This is a genomic window from Peribacillus sp. FSL E2-0218 (assembly GCF_037992945.1).
GTDB classification, from domain to species: Bacteria; Bacillota; Bacilli; order Bacillales; family DSM-1321; genus Peribacillus; species Peribacillus simplex_B.
Window position 1 is genome coordinate 3,434,101 of sequence record NZ_CP150304.1, and the last position, 17,607, is coordinate 3,451,707.

Below are 17,607 nucleotides of genomic sequence, written 5' to 3' on the forward strand. Positions count from 1 at the left end.
AAAATAAATCTATAAAAAAAGATTGTATATAGTACAATAAATCCATTTTAAAAACAATAGCCTGTTATAAATTTACTTCCTCCTTATCTAGAAATCTGCAATCTCTAAGAAATTCTCTTACTTCTTCAATAGATAACCCTGCATTTTTAGCCTCTAGAATTAAATTAACCCATTCCTCAAGTTCATTGTTAGCTTCGATAACAAATTCCACCCAACTTGCGGTAACTCAGCCGTCTTAGCAGAGCCTTAGACCTGTAATTTTGCGTCCATACTTTTCAATAGGTTTGCCTTTCTCTTATTTTTACTTTCTTAATTTAACTATTTAATACCAACACTAATCTATTATACCTATTAGATAACCACGCTTTATTAATACTTTTGTAATATTAATTATATACCTAAAAGCATAATAATAGTCCAAAATACTATTCGTTTTTTTTCGTCATTTTTCCTCAAATAACGACATTTTTTTATAAAATACTAGATAAATAAGCCTTCGTTATAAAATTTTCATCCAAAATAGAGAGTTAATCAGCTATAATTTGCTCATTTTACTATTTCAAAAAAATATTTTTCACACTAATTAATTTTACTTATTATCTAGTAATTCAATAATCCCACCTAAAAAAAGCCAGTATCACAATCCATTTTTATGGCTGTGCCCTGACTTTCCTTTCATTTTATATATGTTTTTAAACCTTATACACTGGATTCCATTTGAATGCCTAATAAATGGCTGAACATTCCTCTCTTTTCCTTCGCTAACTGGTTATATTCACCCACCTGTATAATTTCTCCCTGATCCATAACAAGCACTTGATCTGCATGTCGTATCGTTGATAAGCGATGGGCTATTACGATAATCGTCATTTTTCCTTTTAATTTTTCTATAGCGAATTGAATCTTCGCTTCGTTCTCTGTATCCAATGCACTTGTTGCTTCATCCAAAACAAGGATGGCCGGTTTGCGTAAAATCGCTCGGGCTAACACCAAGCGCTGCCTTTCTCCTCCCGATAGTCGGATACCTCGATCACCGATAAGTGTATCTAGACCTTGCGGGAGCTTACTGACAAAATCGGCAGCTGCCGCGAATTCTAAAGACTCCCATATTAATACATCACTTGCGTCAGGGTCAATGAGCAGCAAATTTTCCCGTATCGTTGCATTAAAGAGAAAAGGATCTTGAGGTATATAACTAATCGATCTCCGATGCGATAATAGACGGTCATTAGTAAGGGGAATATCATCTATTCTGACTTCTCCCCTAATAGGTTGATTCAACCCCATTAATATATCTATTAAGGTGCTTTTTCCGGCACCAGATCGTCCTACAATAGCCGTCATACGGTTAGAAGGAATGTGGATGTTTATATTTTTAAGGGCATAGGTGCTCTCATTTTGATCATAACTAAAATAAACATTACGGCAATCCAATCCTTGTTTAATATCAATCGGCAAAATATTTTTATAATCGGATTCATATAATTCTCTCGCATCCCTACATTCATTTTGTAAATCCGACAAAGCTTTAAAAGATGGAAGCGTAGTTCCTATTTGTTCTAAGTTGGATTGTATGCTTGTAAATCTTGGCCATAGCCTAGAAAAAATGACCATTATCAGCATTAACTGTGCTGGCTGGGCCATGAACATCTTTATCGATATAAAAACAAAAATGGCAATTAAGAAGGAAGAAACAATTTTAAAAATCATTTGGGACGTCGTATTCAAAGTCGTTAACTTAATTCTATTTTTCTCCATTCTCTCACTTAAAGAAAGGAACCAATTCAAATGGGAATCCTCTAATGAATTACTTTTAATATCCTTCATTCCGTTAAGGTGATCTGTCATACCCGCTAAATAGGTTTGTGTTAGCTGAAAGGTTTCTTTTCCTACAGACTGAGAATTTTTCACAAAATTCCGGGATAGAAAAATGAGGATGATCCCAAAGGCTATGATAAAACTCGTCATGGGAACAGATAAATAAAAGGCTATGGCAATTTGAATGAAAGTAAAGATAAGGGAGGCTATAAATTGTAAAAATAAATTGATCCCTGCACTTACATTGAAAGTTTCATTTGTCATGATGTTAATAATATCGGATTTCCTCTTTTTTAAATAAAATCCCCAATTGACTTGAAGCAGGCCGCCATACGTCTCATCCCGTAACTTCCTAACAAATCCTTGTTGGATTTTCACGCCTAAGATGGTTTGATTTCGCTTAAAGATACTCTGCCCCACCATTAAGATCGCGTATACCCCAAGTATGAATAAAAGACTGAGCGTTTCTGGCATTCCAACGAATAATCCATTCACCCAGCCTAAGAAAGGAACTTCATCAGTTTTAATATCCATCACACCAGTCAATCCAATCAGTGGGATCAATAAGAAAATGCCTACACCTTCTAAAAAGCCTATTAAAATCATACAAATTAGATTGATATATAATATCTTCCCTGAATAGTCATGTACTTGTTTCGTAAAAAGGAAAAGATGCTTCATAACCATATCCTCCATTCGCTGGGCAATTTAATCGTTTCCTCCATGTTACTGGTGATCATGCGCGAAAATGGAAGGAAAGGCATTGATTATCCACTTTTCTAAGAATGTTTATTCATAACATGATGGTAAATTGGTGGGGTGGTGACGCGTGGACTCCTTGATAACCAAGAGGTATATTAAGTTTCAATAATATGTTTTCATTTGAGAACTGCCTATATCACATTGTTAACTAGACCTTTGTTCTTTTAACCCACCACTTTTGTTCTTTTTAGAGAACTTAGAAACAACAGTGAATCGATCCATCACTTCATAACCTGTAATGTAAAAAGGACCACTGCGAAGCCAAGCATGTGCAATCAGTCCGCCATTTTCATCTTTAGCTGTACCTAAGTAAAGTGTGCTATCAATATTTCTTCTTTCCAGCATTTTCATAGCCGCCATTGCCTTTACCAGGCATTGACTTTCCCAAATGGTGTAGCGACTCATGATAGTTATGGCTCGCGATACGTTTGCTAGGATCTCTTTATCCTCTGCAATCACTTCAAATGATGACTCTACCATCTGTTCACCCAGTGTGGGCGCCACTTTTGAAAATGAGCGACTTTTAAGATAACGGGCCCTGCCCAAATGAAAAAAAGTCTCTATATACAGCACCTTTGTCTTGAAATCTAAACGAAGAAAAGTCTGAGCTTTCTTCATGATAATCATTGTTCAAACCTCCTAGAGCTAAAGATTCATAATACTAGGAATGGATACTAACTAATCCTTGTTCCAACAATTGACTTATAAAGTCAGTGACATGTGCCGTACAATCGGATTGTTCGACATGATATTGCGATTGTAATGTTGTCACTAGTTCTTGAACCGTAACGGGTTGCTTCATCAATTCCCATATTTCCCCGCCTAATTCGCCCAGATTATAATACTTACCGTTAGAAACACTTAACATGACTTTTTCCCCATCCATATCACTTACTATGTTTCCTGGACTTTGGCTATATAAATTCTTTGAATTGAGTTGATTACTGATCATGATACACTTTCCTCCCTTTTTAATACATGTAAAATCATTTCCGCTAATTCTGGTGCAGTGAAGCGATTTATCGGTCTCTGCAATTGGAAAAACTCAATTTTCTGAAGCAATTTAGCTGAAGTATTAAAATGCCAATCCATCAATCCGGATTTTTCCAAGAAAAAATTACGATATGTATGTTGATACAATTTATAAAACCTTTGAAGAGATTGTATGGGCTTAATATTGATCTCGGTACCTTCTCCCTTAATCAATTCAAATACACCAGCGAGTGGGAGTTGTTGGGTAATAAACTGGTCTTGAACAGGAACAGCGAATTTATCTTCTCTCACGATGAGTGGCTGATAGTTTGTTGAATCCATATCAAAATGATTTAAACTTTCCAGCCATAATTTTTGTTGTGGATAGGAAGGTGTGACAATTGGGATATTTTCATTATTTAGCGTCACCGGGATGACATCATCACTCAAGAGCTTATAGCCCTTTTTTAAAAAAGCTGAAGCAAGAGTGGATTTCCCAGCACCAGAATCACCAACAATTGCATATGCCTTACCATTAATGGCCACCGCACTTCCGTGGATAGGAAGGATGTTCCTTTGCATCAAAAGAGCTCCCATACATGTTCCAAGGATATAAAGACGAATCTCATCTTCCTCTGCCTCATCAATTGGAGCAAATCTAATTCTACTTCCGCTTTCAATCAAGAAAATAGCGGTCCCGGAAACTTGGAACAAGATCCAGTCTTTCTTTATGACAAAATCATCATTGGGATCTGAATGCTCAGACCATAATGCGTGTAGATCAGCCTTTTCGATAACGATATCCGCTTTACCCTCAACTAGATTAATAGGAAGCAATTCCGCCAGAGGTATATCACTTGAAATAGTTAAACCATATGCTTCATAAACAGTTCCTGCTTTACTACCAATCATCTAAATACCCCCGCACATAAATAACATCTCTTAATTAAACTAGCTCTAATGTATACGTCATACCCCTATTAACTGGTAAATAGGGGCTTATGGGAATCCTAACAGACTTGATAGCGTAAAAAAGTTTAACTAAAAGTTATGTCACCTTTAGGTGTATTTGATGGGAAAGCAGCATCTGTAAAGTTCCCATCGACTCCAAGCATCGTTTGATTAACATCAAGGATTTCCAATTCAGGTTTTTTCCATTCTTTTTTCAAAGTATTCACCTCCTTTTAATTGAATTGTTTTAAAAATCGAGACACGATTAAACTCCGCATGAGGAATTTATGGTCAGGATTTGTAGCAAGTTCGGGGCCAGTTCCTTTTTTAACCGTTACTAAAGCATTCTTTATCGCTTGACCATCCAGGAATTCTAGTGCTTTGTCATCTGTGCTCAGTTCCTCAATCTCTTTTATGAATTCACCCCATTTAGGAATCATACGGTGGACCCAATCAGCTCCTTGCACACCCCTGAACCGCTGGTTTAGCCTTACTTTATCAGGTAAGACGTTCACTGTAGCATTCCGAATCAGGGCACGATCCATTCCCTTCTGTACATATTGACTTTCTGGGAGTGATAAACAAAAACGAATAACACGGATATCATTAGTGGGATCTCGTTTCCACAACTTGTATCGTAAGGAGAGTTTTGTGGAAAGCGTATTCCCGGCATTCCACTGAAAGATATCTTCAAAGTGCTTTTTTCTTTCATTGAAAATATCAGAATTTGAATACCAGCCTGTTTGGTCCATGCCAAATTCTTTGAATTTATCATAGACACCTGATCTTTCAGCAAATCCTGAGTTAATTAAAGTCGGAATTTTATATGAAGCACCTTCCGGAAACAGCCGATCTATGATTGGAAAACCAATTCTTGCAATAGCTTTCACCTTTCGCAATCTAGATCCACCAACATTCCTTCTATATTGTTCCAACTCTTGATACAGTCGTACCCACTTCAACCGTTTCAATAGCAGGGAATAATACTCTAAGGGGAAACCCCAGGAAATTGAAAAGTTTCCTCTATCTCCATTAAGCAAAACACCTATATCGTCTTCTCTCGCTTTTTCAAACATCCCCTTCAACCAAAAGGAATTTTCAAAAAACTTATAAGGCATTTCCATGATGTCAAGAAAATCCTCAATTTCAGAATACGAATCTTTTCCTTTAAAGTCACAGTAATGATCAATGATTCCACCAACATGTCCTACCGTCGATTTGATGAAAGGCCGCTCATCCGCCAATAAGTACTTAGGCGTAAAATCTTTAAAATCTTCGGGAGGAATATAACTATATGTATGTAATGGATTGCTTTCACGCTGCAGCTTATTCACAGCAAAGCCCACAACCGCTCCGGAATCCAAACCGCCACTCAACTGAGCTCCAACTTTCCGATGTGTCCTTAATCTAGATGTAACAGCCTCCTGGAAAACACTTTGAAACGCTTCAATGTATTCTTCAGTAGATTTAAGTTTTAACTTATCTCCCTGACTTAAATAAGAATAGCGTTTTAAAATAATCCTATTATTCTCGATTGTTATGCTATGGGAGGGTGGTATTTGATTTATGGATGTATAGGGTGTTATGGAAGAATCTACTGCATCAATCATTCCCGATACGGCCAAATACTCAGCAAGCCACCGCTCATTCAACTTTCTTTCAACAAAAGGTAAAGATAAAAGCGGATCCATAGTCGTGCAAAAAGCAAATTTCTGCAAATTTTGATGGTAATAAAGAGTTCTGCTTCCCGAAAAATCTCTAGCTCCAAATAGCTTCTGTTCCTTTTCATCCCATATGACAAAAGCAAAATCTCCTACCAAAAACTTCGGGGCTTCTTCGCCCCACTTATAGTAGGAAAGGAGAATCAATTCACTATCGGTCATGCCTTTTTGATTGAATGGCTTAACTTGTAACCTCTGGAATAGCTCTTCACGATTATCAATAATCGCATCAGCAGCGATTGCACAACTTCTTTCAAAATCATAAAACGGATTCTGTTCACCAACAGATTCAGGCGTGATCCATTGGGCATGGCAGCCGAGAAAAATCTTTTCTGAATGCCATATTTGGACAGAATCAGCAGGGTACTTTTGCAAAGCCGTCATCAAATTATGGCAATGTTGAAGATTTAGAGTCTCTTCATTAAAATGATACATACCGGCTATAGCACTCATGTTTTCCCCCGATTGTATTGTTATGTTTAATTGTTGATTTATAATCTTTTTAGATCAACTAAATAGGAAAATTTTCAGGAGACAATAGAGCACTATTACTTAATCTTTCTCCTCCGTTGGTTCATTACCTTGATGAAAATACTTCTATCATCTGATTTAAAAAATTTCACCCCAACTAATTTTAATGGTGTCCATATTTCTTTCATTAGAAATAGAGGCATTATAAAATCATCCTTTCTTAATTGCCGCTGTTTTTATAATCTTTTTTAAATCTTTTATTGAAATTTATTCTTCTTATTTTATTATTGAAAGTATTCGATTTTCTCGCATAAATAGTAATTCATAATTATTCGTTCTAATGAAAATTAGCACACTAATGAGATTAGAGTTTGCACTTTTTAAAGAATATATCGTTCTTTATAACGAATATTATAAACTAAAATTACCATCTATTTATTTCTATGTCAATAACTCTTTTCATACTAAATGACTTTCAAGAAAATTACACTGTACCCCATTTTACGTACAGTATAAAAAGACATATGAGGACACTCATTGTATTCTTCAATAACTAGATTCACTTCTACTTTCACATCCATTAGTTTAGTACATGTTTTATTTTCTACTAAATCTTTAAAGTGTCAAAAAAAGATTTCCATCGGGCAATATCCCAACAGTTTCCCTACGCGACATGGATTGGGTTAGCCCAAGTTCTTTCACTTTGTGTTGAAATAGATGGTGGGTGGGTGTAATGGAATCCTTGGTCAGAATGCAGAATTGCACTTGGATAAAATTAGTGTTTCACATCCTGCCTTAGCTTATAGAATGTTTCATAACGATATTCATATCCAATGACGTGAATAAATGATAAGCAACTATTTCTTTCGTGTCCGCACCTTTTACTCATGACAAATAGGCATTTTGACCTTTCATATAATAAAGATAAGTAATGTCTGTAAATAAAATTTTCCCTAGATCCTTTTGTTTGAATTCACGATTAAGATAGTTTGGACAAGTAAGGTGCTCCTTGGTTGCTCTAGCCATCCTTCAATACGGATTGGCTCTTCTGTTTTTTTGCGAAGAGATGATATTTTACCATAAAACGTCTGATTTTCTTATGAGTTATGATGGCTGAATAATCATTTTCCATAACCATTTTGATCTAGGGGGCGCTTCAAGGAATTTCATCTCGCTTCGGCTTTCCTAAGTTGATCCTCTACAGACTGTGGCTTGGAAGAAGGGCGTCCTGTACTTCCTTTTCCATGGCGTTCCGTAATAAGGATGCCTTCCTCAACAAACCTTTCAAAGGTATCACCCAGCGCAGTCGAAAACGCTTCGGATTTTTCACTAATTATTTCAAGATTAAATCCATGTTCTATAAAAATTCACGAAGGAGATATCCCCTTTTTATATGCCTTAACAGCTTTTGTTTTAAATTCAGGATTATAGGAAATAGAACGATCTGAAGCACTTATGATATTTAAATTCTTTTCAAGTTTTTTATTCAGAAATTCAGTATACATATTCTTACTCATAGAAACCCTCCGTCAATACTCATTACACCTATTTAAACATAAAAAAAACCCGGTTAAGGGTCACTTTTTTATGTTTGTCCCTTATCCGAGGGATAGTGCAAATCATACCCACTCTTTTACTTAACAGTTGATTTAACGAAAGGAACAAGGGAAAAAGAATTATCAAAAATTACTACTAAACGAATGTACTTTTGCACCTTCAATCTAACCACTTTCAACCACTATCTTAGCCGAGAAAATCATACCGAGAAAGTCATTTAATTGTTGAAGCTAATGAAACATCACTTTTTCACCCTATTTGTTTCTACCTAAATACAACTAATTATTTTTAACCCTATATTAAAATAAAGAATAACCCCACTAAGGACTAGTTTCATAATAGGAGCCTTAGTTATTATCCCACTCCAATTTATAATTTCAGATAAACTTATAAATATGGAATAGACATAAACAAGTATGACTCATTTTTTCATTTTCTTGTACACCATTTAACACCGTTTAAATTTATTGGATTTATATCTGCCATATCATCTGTGTATACCCTTATTTCTTGTAGATTGCTGACTTCTACTCTTGCAATTTTCTTGGCTCCTCGGGCACCGTCCATTGTTTGTGTAACCAAATAGTTTGCTCTTAAAGTTTCAGATGTGAAGTAGTATGGCATTCCTGTTAACAGTAAATTAGAGGTAGAACCTAATTTCCTCTTCACAGATCCACTTATTTCAAACATAGAATTACCTTGGCAAAAAATCTGGACACTTTGGTAAATATCCCAATCCTCTGTATTTATAACAGGAATGTAAGGAATGTCTGTTTTTAGAAATGTGAATTTCCAAGTATCAGGAAATATATCACTAAAGCTTACGCTATTAGCAAATGAATTATTACTAACTTCCATTTTCCCAATAAACCCCACCACTCCTGAATCTCTATGAAAAAAAGTTTTAATGGGCTTATAACCAGCAAATGTGTTTTTTGTAATACTCATAGAAACTCTTCTTGCATTGTCCCTTAATCTCAAAAAACACTCCTTGTTATTTGCTATGTCAACCATGTTACTATCAAATATGAAATTATGGATTGTATCATTTGGGGACATCAAAGGAATATCAATAACACGATTATTAGCTTCAAAATAACTGTTTACAACAGAGACATGTTTGATAGAATATAGTTCAATACCTGTATTACAGGCTTGTACTAATGTTGCATTGTCAATTGTCAAACCGTTTGTGCCCCAAGTATCACCTACGTCACCAGGATTTCCTATTTGTATTCCAATATTACAAGACTCAATATCAGACTTAGAAATATTAGTCCCATTACAAGAGCGGCCAGTAGCAATTCCAATATTACAATAAAACGCTTTGCATCTGGTTAATGAAGATGCCCACGAATCATTCATTTTAATACCAATATTCGCTTCATTTACAGTTATATTAGTAAGACTACTATTCCTTAACCTTGTAAAATCAACACCGTTTCCAGTCTTTCTCCCAGATGGGTCACACCATATAAATAAGTTTCTCCAATCTGCATAAATATAGCCACCAGTAAGACCTTCTTCTGGTGTAGATCCTGTTATAGCCCCCCCTGTTATACAAAAACTTCCATTACCTCCCATATAACGAAATGATGAATAATTAAATTCAATATTTCTACACTCTTGGGGAATAATGATAGAACTTGTTATTAAATAGTTCTTTCTTGGAAAAACAATTTGATCATAAGGTGTATTTATTTTAAGATAATTTAAAAAAGCTCTCATTCCTGCTGTATCATCATTGGCAAGGGTACTATACGAAGAATCTGCATACCATTTACCGTCCACTTTATTAAAAAAATTAGCATTACCTACTACACCAAAACCAAAAGGAGTAATATTTGTTAGCTTTTCTTCCACCTCTGTAGTCTCCTTTCAAGATTTTTTTATATAACTCTACCTCTGAAACCTTTAATTTAAAATTCCCTATTTTAATACTTCCTTTTACAATGAATCGTCTACTCTTAACTACAGATAAGGGAGCACTCAAAATGACAAAAAGAGAACGACGTACATTCACTTACGAAAAAAAAACAGATGATTCAACTCTATTAAAGCGGAAAAACACGAAATGATCTTATTGAAGAATATAAACTTATCATTCTTCTTTAGATCGGTGGATTCAACAGATTGAAGTCACACATTCCTTTAAGGAAAAAGATAACCCTTCTCCCGAGAAATAGGATCTTATAAAACTACGAAATGAATTAATACAGTTATAGATGGACAATGATATATTAAAGAGAACAGCGTTGATACTAGGACGAAAGTAAATGTTATTAAGCGAAAGAAACAAAGACATTTACTCAGTATCAGTCATGTGTAAAGACTTGGAGCTATTGCGGAACACCTATTACTACGAATCAAAAGAACGAATCTCAAAAGACGATGTCACACACGGCATTATAGGATTGTTCGTAAAAAAAGTAAGTTTTAAGGTACATGGAAGATTAAAGTAGAGTTATTGAAGCTCACCCTAACGGTCTCTAGGAACCGGATTGGCCGGATTATGAAAGAACAAGAGCTTGTATTATCTTGTACAGTCGCACAATACAAACCGCAACAATCCTCATGTAACGAATCAGCCCCAGGCTAACGAATTAAATCAGGTATGAAGAAGAATAAAAGTAGCGGTCAGCAATTTAATATATGTCAAAGTCAAAAATAATGGATTACATATGTGTATTTGTCGATCTCTTTATTCGTGAAATTATTGTCATTAGTACGGAACTAATAAGGCTTCCAGCTTCTGGTAAGCACATTTGCATCCATCAAAGGTATCCTTTATGATATTCAGCTCTTCCATACAGATCGAGGGAATGAATCTAAAAACAAGCTAATTAACTAAATGTTAATTACGTTTAAAATTGGTAGTTCACTTAGTATGAAATGTTTTTCATATGATAATTTTATCGCGGAAGCGACCTTTAATATCATTAAGACTGAGTTTGCCATCAAAAAACATTTGCGAACTTATCCCATCTAACTCTTAAATTTAGAGACTACGTAAAATTGATTCATAAGCCCCCTAGCCAAAATTATCCCTTAATAAAGTTGATTGATTTAGTGTTGGCAATCAAGCTTACATAAAAATTAAGCTTTTACTTTGACCATTAGATCCTATTTGTGAATTTGATTATATAGTTTATTGCCTAAGGTATCTTTTATATTAATATATTATATGCTTTGTTAAAATAAATGTTCATCCTTTCTTTACTTTATACGAATCACCCTTCTAAAATAGTTAGTATAGTTGATACTCCGTCAACACGCTTTCGCTTCGTGGCCTTGATAAAGGATTGTCTACACTTAACTAAATACAAATAAGGAAGCACTCAAAATGAAGAAAGAGAACGCCGTACATTAACTTACAATTTTAAAAAACAGATGGTTCAACTCAATCGAAGCAGAAAAACACTAAAAGCTCTTATTGAAGAATCTGAACTTACTCCTTCTTCTTAGATCCGTGGATTCAACAGAGTGAAAACATAAGTTCCTTTAGGAGAAAGAAAACCGATTTCTCGAAGGAAAGAGCTTATCAAACTATGAAAAGAATTGAAACAGTTACAGATGGAGAATGATATTTCAAACCAAGCAGCGCTGATACCAGGACGAAAGCAATTGTTATTACGCGAAACATAGACAAATACACAGTATCAATCATGTGTAAAGTCCTAGAACAATTTCGGAGCCCTATTACTACGAATCAAAAGAACGAAACTCAGAAGATTATGTCACAAACGCTATTTTAGAAATATTTGAAATGAACATTAAGGTATATGGAACACGTAAGAATAAAGTAGAGTAAAGAAGCTCGACCCAATGGTCTCCAGACGCCAGATTGGCCGGATTATGAAAGAACAAGGGCTTGTATCCTATACATACAAACCGCAGCAATCCTCATGTAACGAATCAGTTCTGGCTAACTAATCAAATCGGGAACTTCAAGAAGATGAGAAGAAAGTAATCGTCAGCGACAAAAAAATGGTATTACATATGTGTCTTTGGCAATCTCTTTATTCGTGAAATTATTGGCTTAAGTACGGGACCAATAAGGAGTACCAACTTTTGGCACGCACCTTTTCATCCATCAAAGGAAACCTTCATGATATTCAGCACTTCCATACAGTTTGGGGGGATTAATCTAAAAACAAGCTAATTGATGAAACATTAATGTTGTTTTAAAATTGGTCGTTCACTTAAAATGAAAAATTGTTCCTATGATATATGCTATCACGGAAGCGACTTTTAAAATGATTAATTAAGACTGAGTTCATTAAAAAACATTTCCGAGCTTATCCAGCTTACTCTCGAATTTGGAAACTACGTGAGTTTAATAAGCTAAGAATTCATGGAACTCTTGGCTACTTAACTCCTCTAGAATATAAAAAAGTTATTTGATTTAGTGTTGATAATCAAAACATTTGCAAAACTTTTTTTATAGGTAGAACGTTATAACCTTATTGGTTGAGTAAATTTTGATTTTTTCTCCCTCGTTATTAACCAGTACTATACAATAAAGAAATTTCTAAGGTAAAAATCATTATAATTCCCCCTCTGTTCATCAGATGATTTAATCCTTCAACTTGAGAAACATACACTAAAGTTGCATGAAACATCAGAGTTATTTCAGCTGAAAATTTTACTCTTTATTAGATTTCCTCGTTTTTCTCCACACCCAGAAAAAAGGACGTAATGGAAAGTATAAAAAGTGAAAAGGTCTTGGCAAATTCAGAGCCATTTTATCTGCCTTTCTGGGATAAAATAATCTTATTATAAATAATAACTTCTCCAAGTTTGATTTTGAAGCAAATCGATAACTATTAATCGAGTAAGACTTACTCAAATTTGATTTTATAGTAAGGAAAAAATCCATATGTTTTTTAGCTAATTTTTCCTTTGTTATGGGAATATTGTTATGTGCCATTTCCTTTATGTAATAAACAGACATTTTCGCAACTCTTTTAGAATGTTTTTTTTCTGTATAAGCCTGCATCTCTTTATTAATAGGTGTATTTAATAGCTGGGAAGCTAGAATAAGTGATTGTCCTATAAAGAGATTTGCTTGTCCACCTAAATGTTGCTGTTGATATTTTTTTATTTGTATATTACTTTTCTCTAGACTGAAAAATTTTTTCACTAATAAATCAATATCTACTAACCACCTAAGACGGAACCACCCATGCTTGGAACCATGAGCAATAAGATATAAAAACAAATCCTCTTTTCCCAAAAAAAAGACTGGATGCCTCGTGAGGTTACTTTCTCTTTTTCGTTCCCATAATTCATTAAAACTTGGCACTTTCTTAGGACGTGGATGCAATCTCCAATGAATTTCAATTTGGATATTCTTTTGAGGATGATTAAATGTTACATGGTGATTCCTCCATTTCCAATCATTATAATCAGGTTCCTCTTCTCTAACATAGCCTGAAATATAAAGTATTTCTTCTGCTTTTTGAATATCAGTGCTTGGAATTAGAATATCTAGATCCTTTGAAGTCCTGAGGGAAATATCACCGTAAATATCCGCGGCTATTACCGGACCTTTTAAAAATAGCAGTCGAATCTTGTTTTTAGTAAATAATTCACTAATTTGTACCATCTCACCGCTAAATTGAAGCATTTTAATTGTATTGCTTTTATATTCATAGGATAGGGTTTTCATAACATAAGGTGGTATTACTTTTCCTTGAATAGTTTTTAACTTTGTATAAATTATTGGAAAAACACGATGATGAATAACTAAGTGAAGGAAATAATCCCAATCGATATCTTTAAATATATTATTTTTGTTTAATCTTAAATTTTCATTATTTTCTGTGTTTATAATTAAAAGAATTAATTTTAATTCTTTTGGAACGAGAGACAAATCAAGGAAGTTATTATTCTCCATATTTTTCACCTTCATTATTTTTATTGGGATTAATCTTATCAAAAGATAAGACCTATCTAAAATATAGAATTATTTCTATATTTAATTTTTAGTAATTTATAAAGAAACGGCATTCTATAGACAGATAATTCGTCATCTTGAGAGCAAAAATTATATTTACTTTTTATGAAGAAGGTATTTATTCATTTTTTCTTAATGTGATAGCTCATTAGAGGTTTAAATATATATTTCCCAATCGAATTCGGTCAAAAAATGATCCTCGACTTCATACCCTACAAAATCCATAAGAAGCATTTATTAATATCTTCACTCAAATCTACCTGACTTTACCATAAGGGGTTTATTTAAAAATACAATCACGGTTTGACGCAACCTTGTTTTTACCCTTCATCGCCTTTAACTAAACATAACTTGTTCCCCAAAATAACTTCATTTTGTGGTTAGTATAGTTTTATGACACATTTTAGTTAATTCCTCACATTAATTTTGGAGAGGATGTGTCCGTCTTGGAACGCAAGAATACAGGTAAAAAATATAACAATGAATTCAAGAAGACGATTGTAATCTTCATTATACGGGTAATTGGGGCAAAGAATTAAGCGGTGAATATGACGTTTCAGAAGTGACCATTTATAATTGGTTAAAGAATTTACACCAATCGGTTTAGGAGAAGAGTCCGTGACTCCAAAGGTAATAGCCGCTAATCAGAAGGAAAACCTCCGGTTACAGCAAGAAGTTGAAATCTTAAAAAAGGCTATTACCATATTCGCGAAAAAGTAACCGAAAAAGAGATTTCCGAATTTATTAAGGAACACAAGAAACTATATCCTGTAAAGAGATGTCTGATATACAAGCAACCCCAAGAAGCAGTAATTATCAATCCCCTGAAAAAGTCGTTTCCAATCGCAAACAGGAAAACCAAGAACTCACAAAAGAAATTCATCTCAAATACCTGGAAAGCAAGAAACGAAAACGGCCTCCAAAGATTCATGAAAGCTTATTAACCAAAGGGTTTCCCCTCAGTCTAAACAAGGCGAGAATTCGTTCTATTACGAAGAAAAAATACCGTACTTATCCATCTAATGAAAAGGTGATTCAATTTGATAATTTGCTAAAACGAGATTTCACTACTCAGACTATTAATAAGAAATGGGTTATAGATATTACGTATATCCACACGTTATAAGACGGAGGGTGTTAGTTAGCATCGGTACAACGGTATTGGATCTAAGAAAATAGTAGAGCATTCATTTTCTGTTCAATGACAACAAAACTGGTTATACAACCTTCAATAACGCTCACTTTTCACAAAAGTCCTCGTAGAGCTTATTTCTCCATACGGATTTTGGCTAACAATATACAAGTAATCCGTTTTCCCTACAATATTCAAAACCATCATATTAATCAATCCTTTAGTCAGAATGGTTGCCCATACGATAATGCCTGTATTGAATCAAGCGCATAATTTTTTAATTTATTAGAGGATGGTATTACAAAAAAAGAATTCACATTAGCTGGGGTTATCAAACCACACATGCCGTTGAAGAACGAATTATAAAACAGCTTAAGATTTAACTTTTTTGTGTCCAAAATATTGACTCAAACCCTTGCTTAACCTTATGCTAATACTTTGCTTTACTATCGATTATGTCATATTAAATTTTTCTCATTCATCGTGTAGCAATGATCCCCCTATACTCTGGTACACCATCTAACTCCATTTAAATTGATAGGATTTAAATCTGTAATATCATCCGTATAGATCCTTATATTCTGTAAATTTTGCACTTCCAAACGAGATGCTTTTTTAGTTCCGCTCGCTCCTTCATCAGTTTGAGAAATTAAATAATTATAACTTAATGTTTCGGAGGTAAAGTAATAAGGCATACTTTTTATTAAAAGGTCTGTGCTCGACCCTGATTTTCTTTTAATAACCCCCGTTAATTCAAACGTGGAATTCCCCAAACAGGTAATTTGTACACTTTGATTGATACCCCAATCATTCGTATTGATCTTAGGAGTGTATAGTATATCTGTTTTTACCGCATCCATCTTCCATGTAGAAGGAAAAATATCAACAAAATCTACTTTATCACTAAACCAATTCCCACTAACCTCCATTTTCCCAATTACCCCCAGAACACCTTTATCCCTATAAAAAAAGGTGTTAATTGGTTTAATCCCCGTAAAAGTGTTTCTCGTGATACTCATTGAAACTTTTCTGGAGTTATCCCTTAGCCTTAAAAAACATTCCTTCTTAGCTGCTGTGTCAATCATATTGCTATCGAAAATGAAGTTGTGTACAGTATCATTAGACGTCATTAATGGTATATCAATCACACGGTTATTAGCTTCAAAGTAACTATTTACTACCGAAGCTTGCTTTATATAGTGGAGTTCAATAGCAGTATCACATGATTGTATCAATGTTGCATTGTCTATCGTCAAACCATTTGTTCCCCATGTATCGCCAATTTTACCAGGATTTCCGATTTGTATTCCTATTTTACAGGCCTCTATATTTGCTTTAGATATATTAGTTCCATTACATGAACGCCCTGTGGAAATCCCGATATTACAATAAAATGCCTTGCAATTATTTAATGAAGATGCCCATGTTTCATTCATTTTCATTGCAATATTAGCATCATTTACAGTAAAATTTGTTATACTACTATTCCTTAATCTCGTGAAATCGACACCATTACACTTACTACCCCCTAATGGATCGCACTGTATAAATAAGTTTTTCCAATCCGCATAAATGTATCCACCAGAGACCCCTTCCTCTTCTGTATTTCCCGTTATAGCTCCACTTGTAACACAATATGTATCATTAGCACCTATAAATTGAAAAGTTGAATATTGGAAATCAATATTTCTGCACTCTTGAGGTATAATAATTGAACTTGTTATCAAGTAATTTTTCCTAGGGAAAATCACTTGATCATACGGTGCATTTATTTTAAGATAGTTTAAAAATTCCTTAATACCTCCTGTGTCATCATTTGCTAGTTTAATACACGTTGTGTCTGTATACCACTTCTTATCTGATTTATTAAAATAATTTGCATTTCCCACCACACCAAATCGAAAAGGTGTTATTTTTGTTAATTTGTCTTCAATTTCAGATTTATTAACTTTCTCTGCCAATTGTTCCTTTAGAGCATTAATTTCATCAGCAAGCGGCATTCCCTCCCTACCGTTTCCCATAGTTGAATTGACTTGTTTCAAGATTATATTTCCAGCATCTTTTTTTACTATATAGCCAAAAATGAGCGCAAAAATAAAAAGAAAAATATCCCTTAAGAAGTTTCTTCGTCTCATTAATCATTCCTCCCATTTCTAACTAAACTATACTTCCTAATAATGGTGATAAAAACCAGGAATTTTTAACAGTCATTTAGAAAGCCATTGGTTTTAACGATAAAGTAATAGATTCCTTAAGCATAGTCA

10 protein-coding genes and 1 riboswitch are annotated in these 17,607 nt (G+C 34.2%); all 10 genes read right to left on the bottom strand.

Annotated features, from left to right (window positions below; translation table 11 throughout):
• Nucleotides 1-217: 217 nt before the first annotated feature.
• Nucleotides 218-299, bottom strand: a riboswitch (cyclic di-GMP riboswitch).
• A gap of 400 nt (nt 300-699) precedes the next feature.
• The 10 genes from MHI53_RS16570 to MHI53_RS16615 all read right to left on the bottom strand — a co-directional run bounded on the left by MHI53_RS16570 (nt 700) and on the right by MHI53_RS16615 (nt 17,478).
• The gene (locus tag MHI53_RS16570) at nt 700-2,499 is read right to left on the bottom strand and encodes an ABC transporter ATP-binding protein (RefSeq protein WP_340371755.1); all 1,800 of its coding nucleotides are present in this window, start codon (nt 2,497-2,499) and stop codon (nt 700-702) included.
• Between the two features lie 225 nt (nt 2,500-2,724).
• A complete protein-coding gene (locus MHI53_RS16575) occupies nt 2,725-3,207 on the bottom strand; it encodes a lasso peptide biosynthesis B2 protein (protein ID WP_340371756.1) in 483 nt (160 codons plus the stop codon).
• 34 nt (nt 3,208-3,241) lie between these two features.
• On the bottom strand, nt 3,242-3,532 hold the full coding sequence (locus tag MHI53_RS16580) for a lasso peptide biosynthesis PqqD family chaperone (protein ID WP_340371757.1): 291 nt from the start codon (nt 3,530-3,532) through the stop codon (nt 3,242-3,244).
• On the bottom strand, nt 3,529-4,464 hold the full coding sequence (locus MHI53_RS16585) for an aldolase (RefSeq protein ID WP_340371758.1): 936 nt from the start codon (nt 4,462-4,464) through the stop codon (nt 3,529-3,531). The genes MHI53_RS16580 and MHI53_RS16585 overlap by 4 nt, the downstream gene beginning before the upstream one ends.
• A 125-nt stretch (nt 4,465-4,589) precedes the next feature.
• On the bottom strand, nt 4,590-4,721 hold the full coding sequence (locus MHI53_RS16590; RefSeq protein ID WP_340371759.1) for a paeninodin family lasso peptide: 132 nt from the start codon (nt 4,719-4,721) through the stop codon (nt 4,590-4,592).
• A gap of 15 nt (nt 4,722-4,736) precedes the next feature.
• Complete coding sequence (locus tag MHI53_RS16595) at nt 4,737-6,677, bottom strand: lasso peptide isopeptide bond-forming cyclase (RefSeq protein WP_340371760.1); 1,941 nt, start codon at nt 6,675-6,677, stop codon at nt 4,737-4,739.
• A 1,385-nt stretch (nt 6,678-8,062) separates the two neighbouring features.
• On the bottom strand, nt 8,063-8,212 hold the full coding sequence (locus MHI53_RS16600) for a hypothetical protein (RefSeq protein ID WP_340371761.1): 150 nt from the start codon (nt 8,210-8,212) through the stop codon (nt 8,063-8,065).
• A 469-nt stretch (nt 8,213-8,681) separates the two neighbouring features.
• Nucleotides 8,682-10,115 carry a hypothetical protein gene (locus MHI53_RS16605; RefSeq protein WP_340371762.1) on the bottom strand — a complete coding sequence of 478 codons (1,434 nt, stop codon included), beginning with the start codon at nt 10,113-10,115 and terminating at the stop codon, nt 8,682-8,684.
• A gap of 2,782 nt (nt 10,116-12,897) precedes the next feature.
• Nucleotides 12,898-14,151, bottom strand: coding sequence for a nucleotidyltransferase family protein (locus MHI53_RS16610; protein WP_340371763.1), 1,254 nt, complete (start codon nt 14,149-14,151; stop codon nt 12,898-12,900).
• Nucleotides 14,152-15,843: 1,692 nt separating this feature from the next.
• On the bottom strand, nt 15,844-17,478 hold the full coding sequence (locus MHI53_RS16615) for a hypothetical protein (protein ID WP_340371764.1): 1,635 nt from the start codon (nt 17,476-17,478) through the stop codon (nt 15,844-15,846).
• Nucleotides 17,479-17,607: the final 129 nt, after the last annotated feature.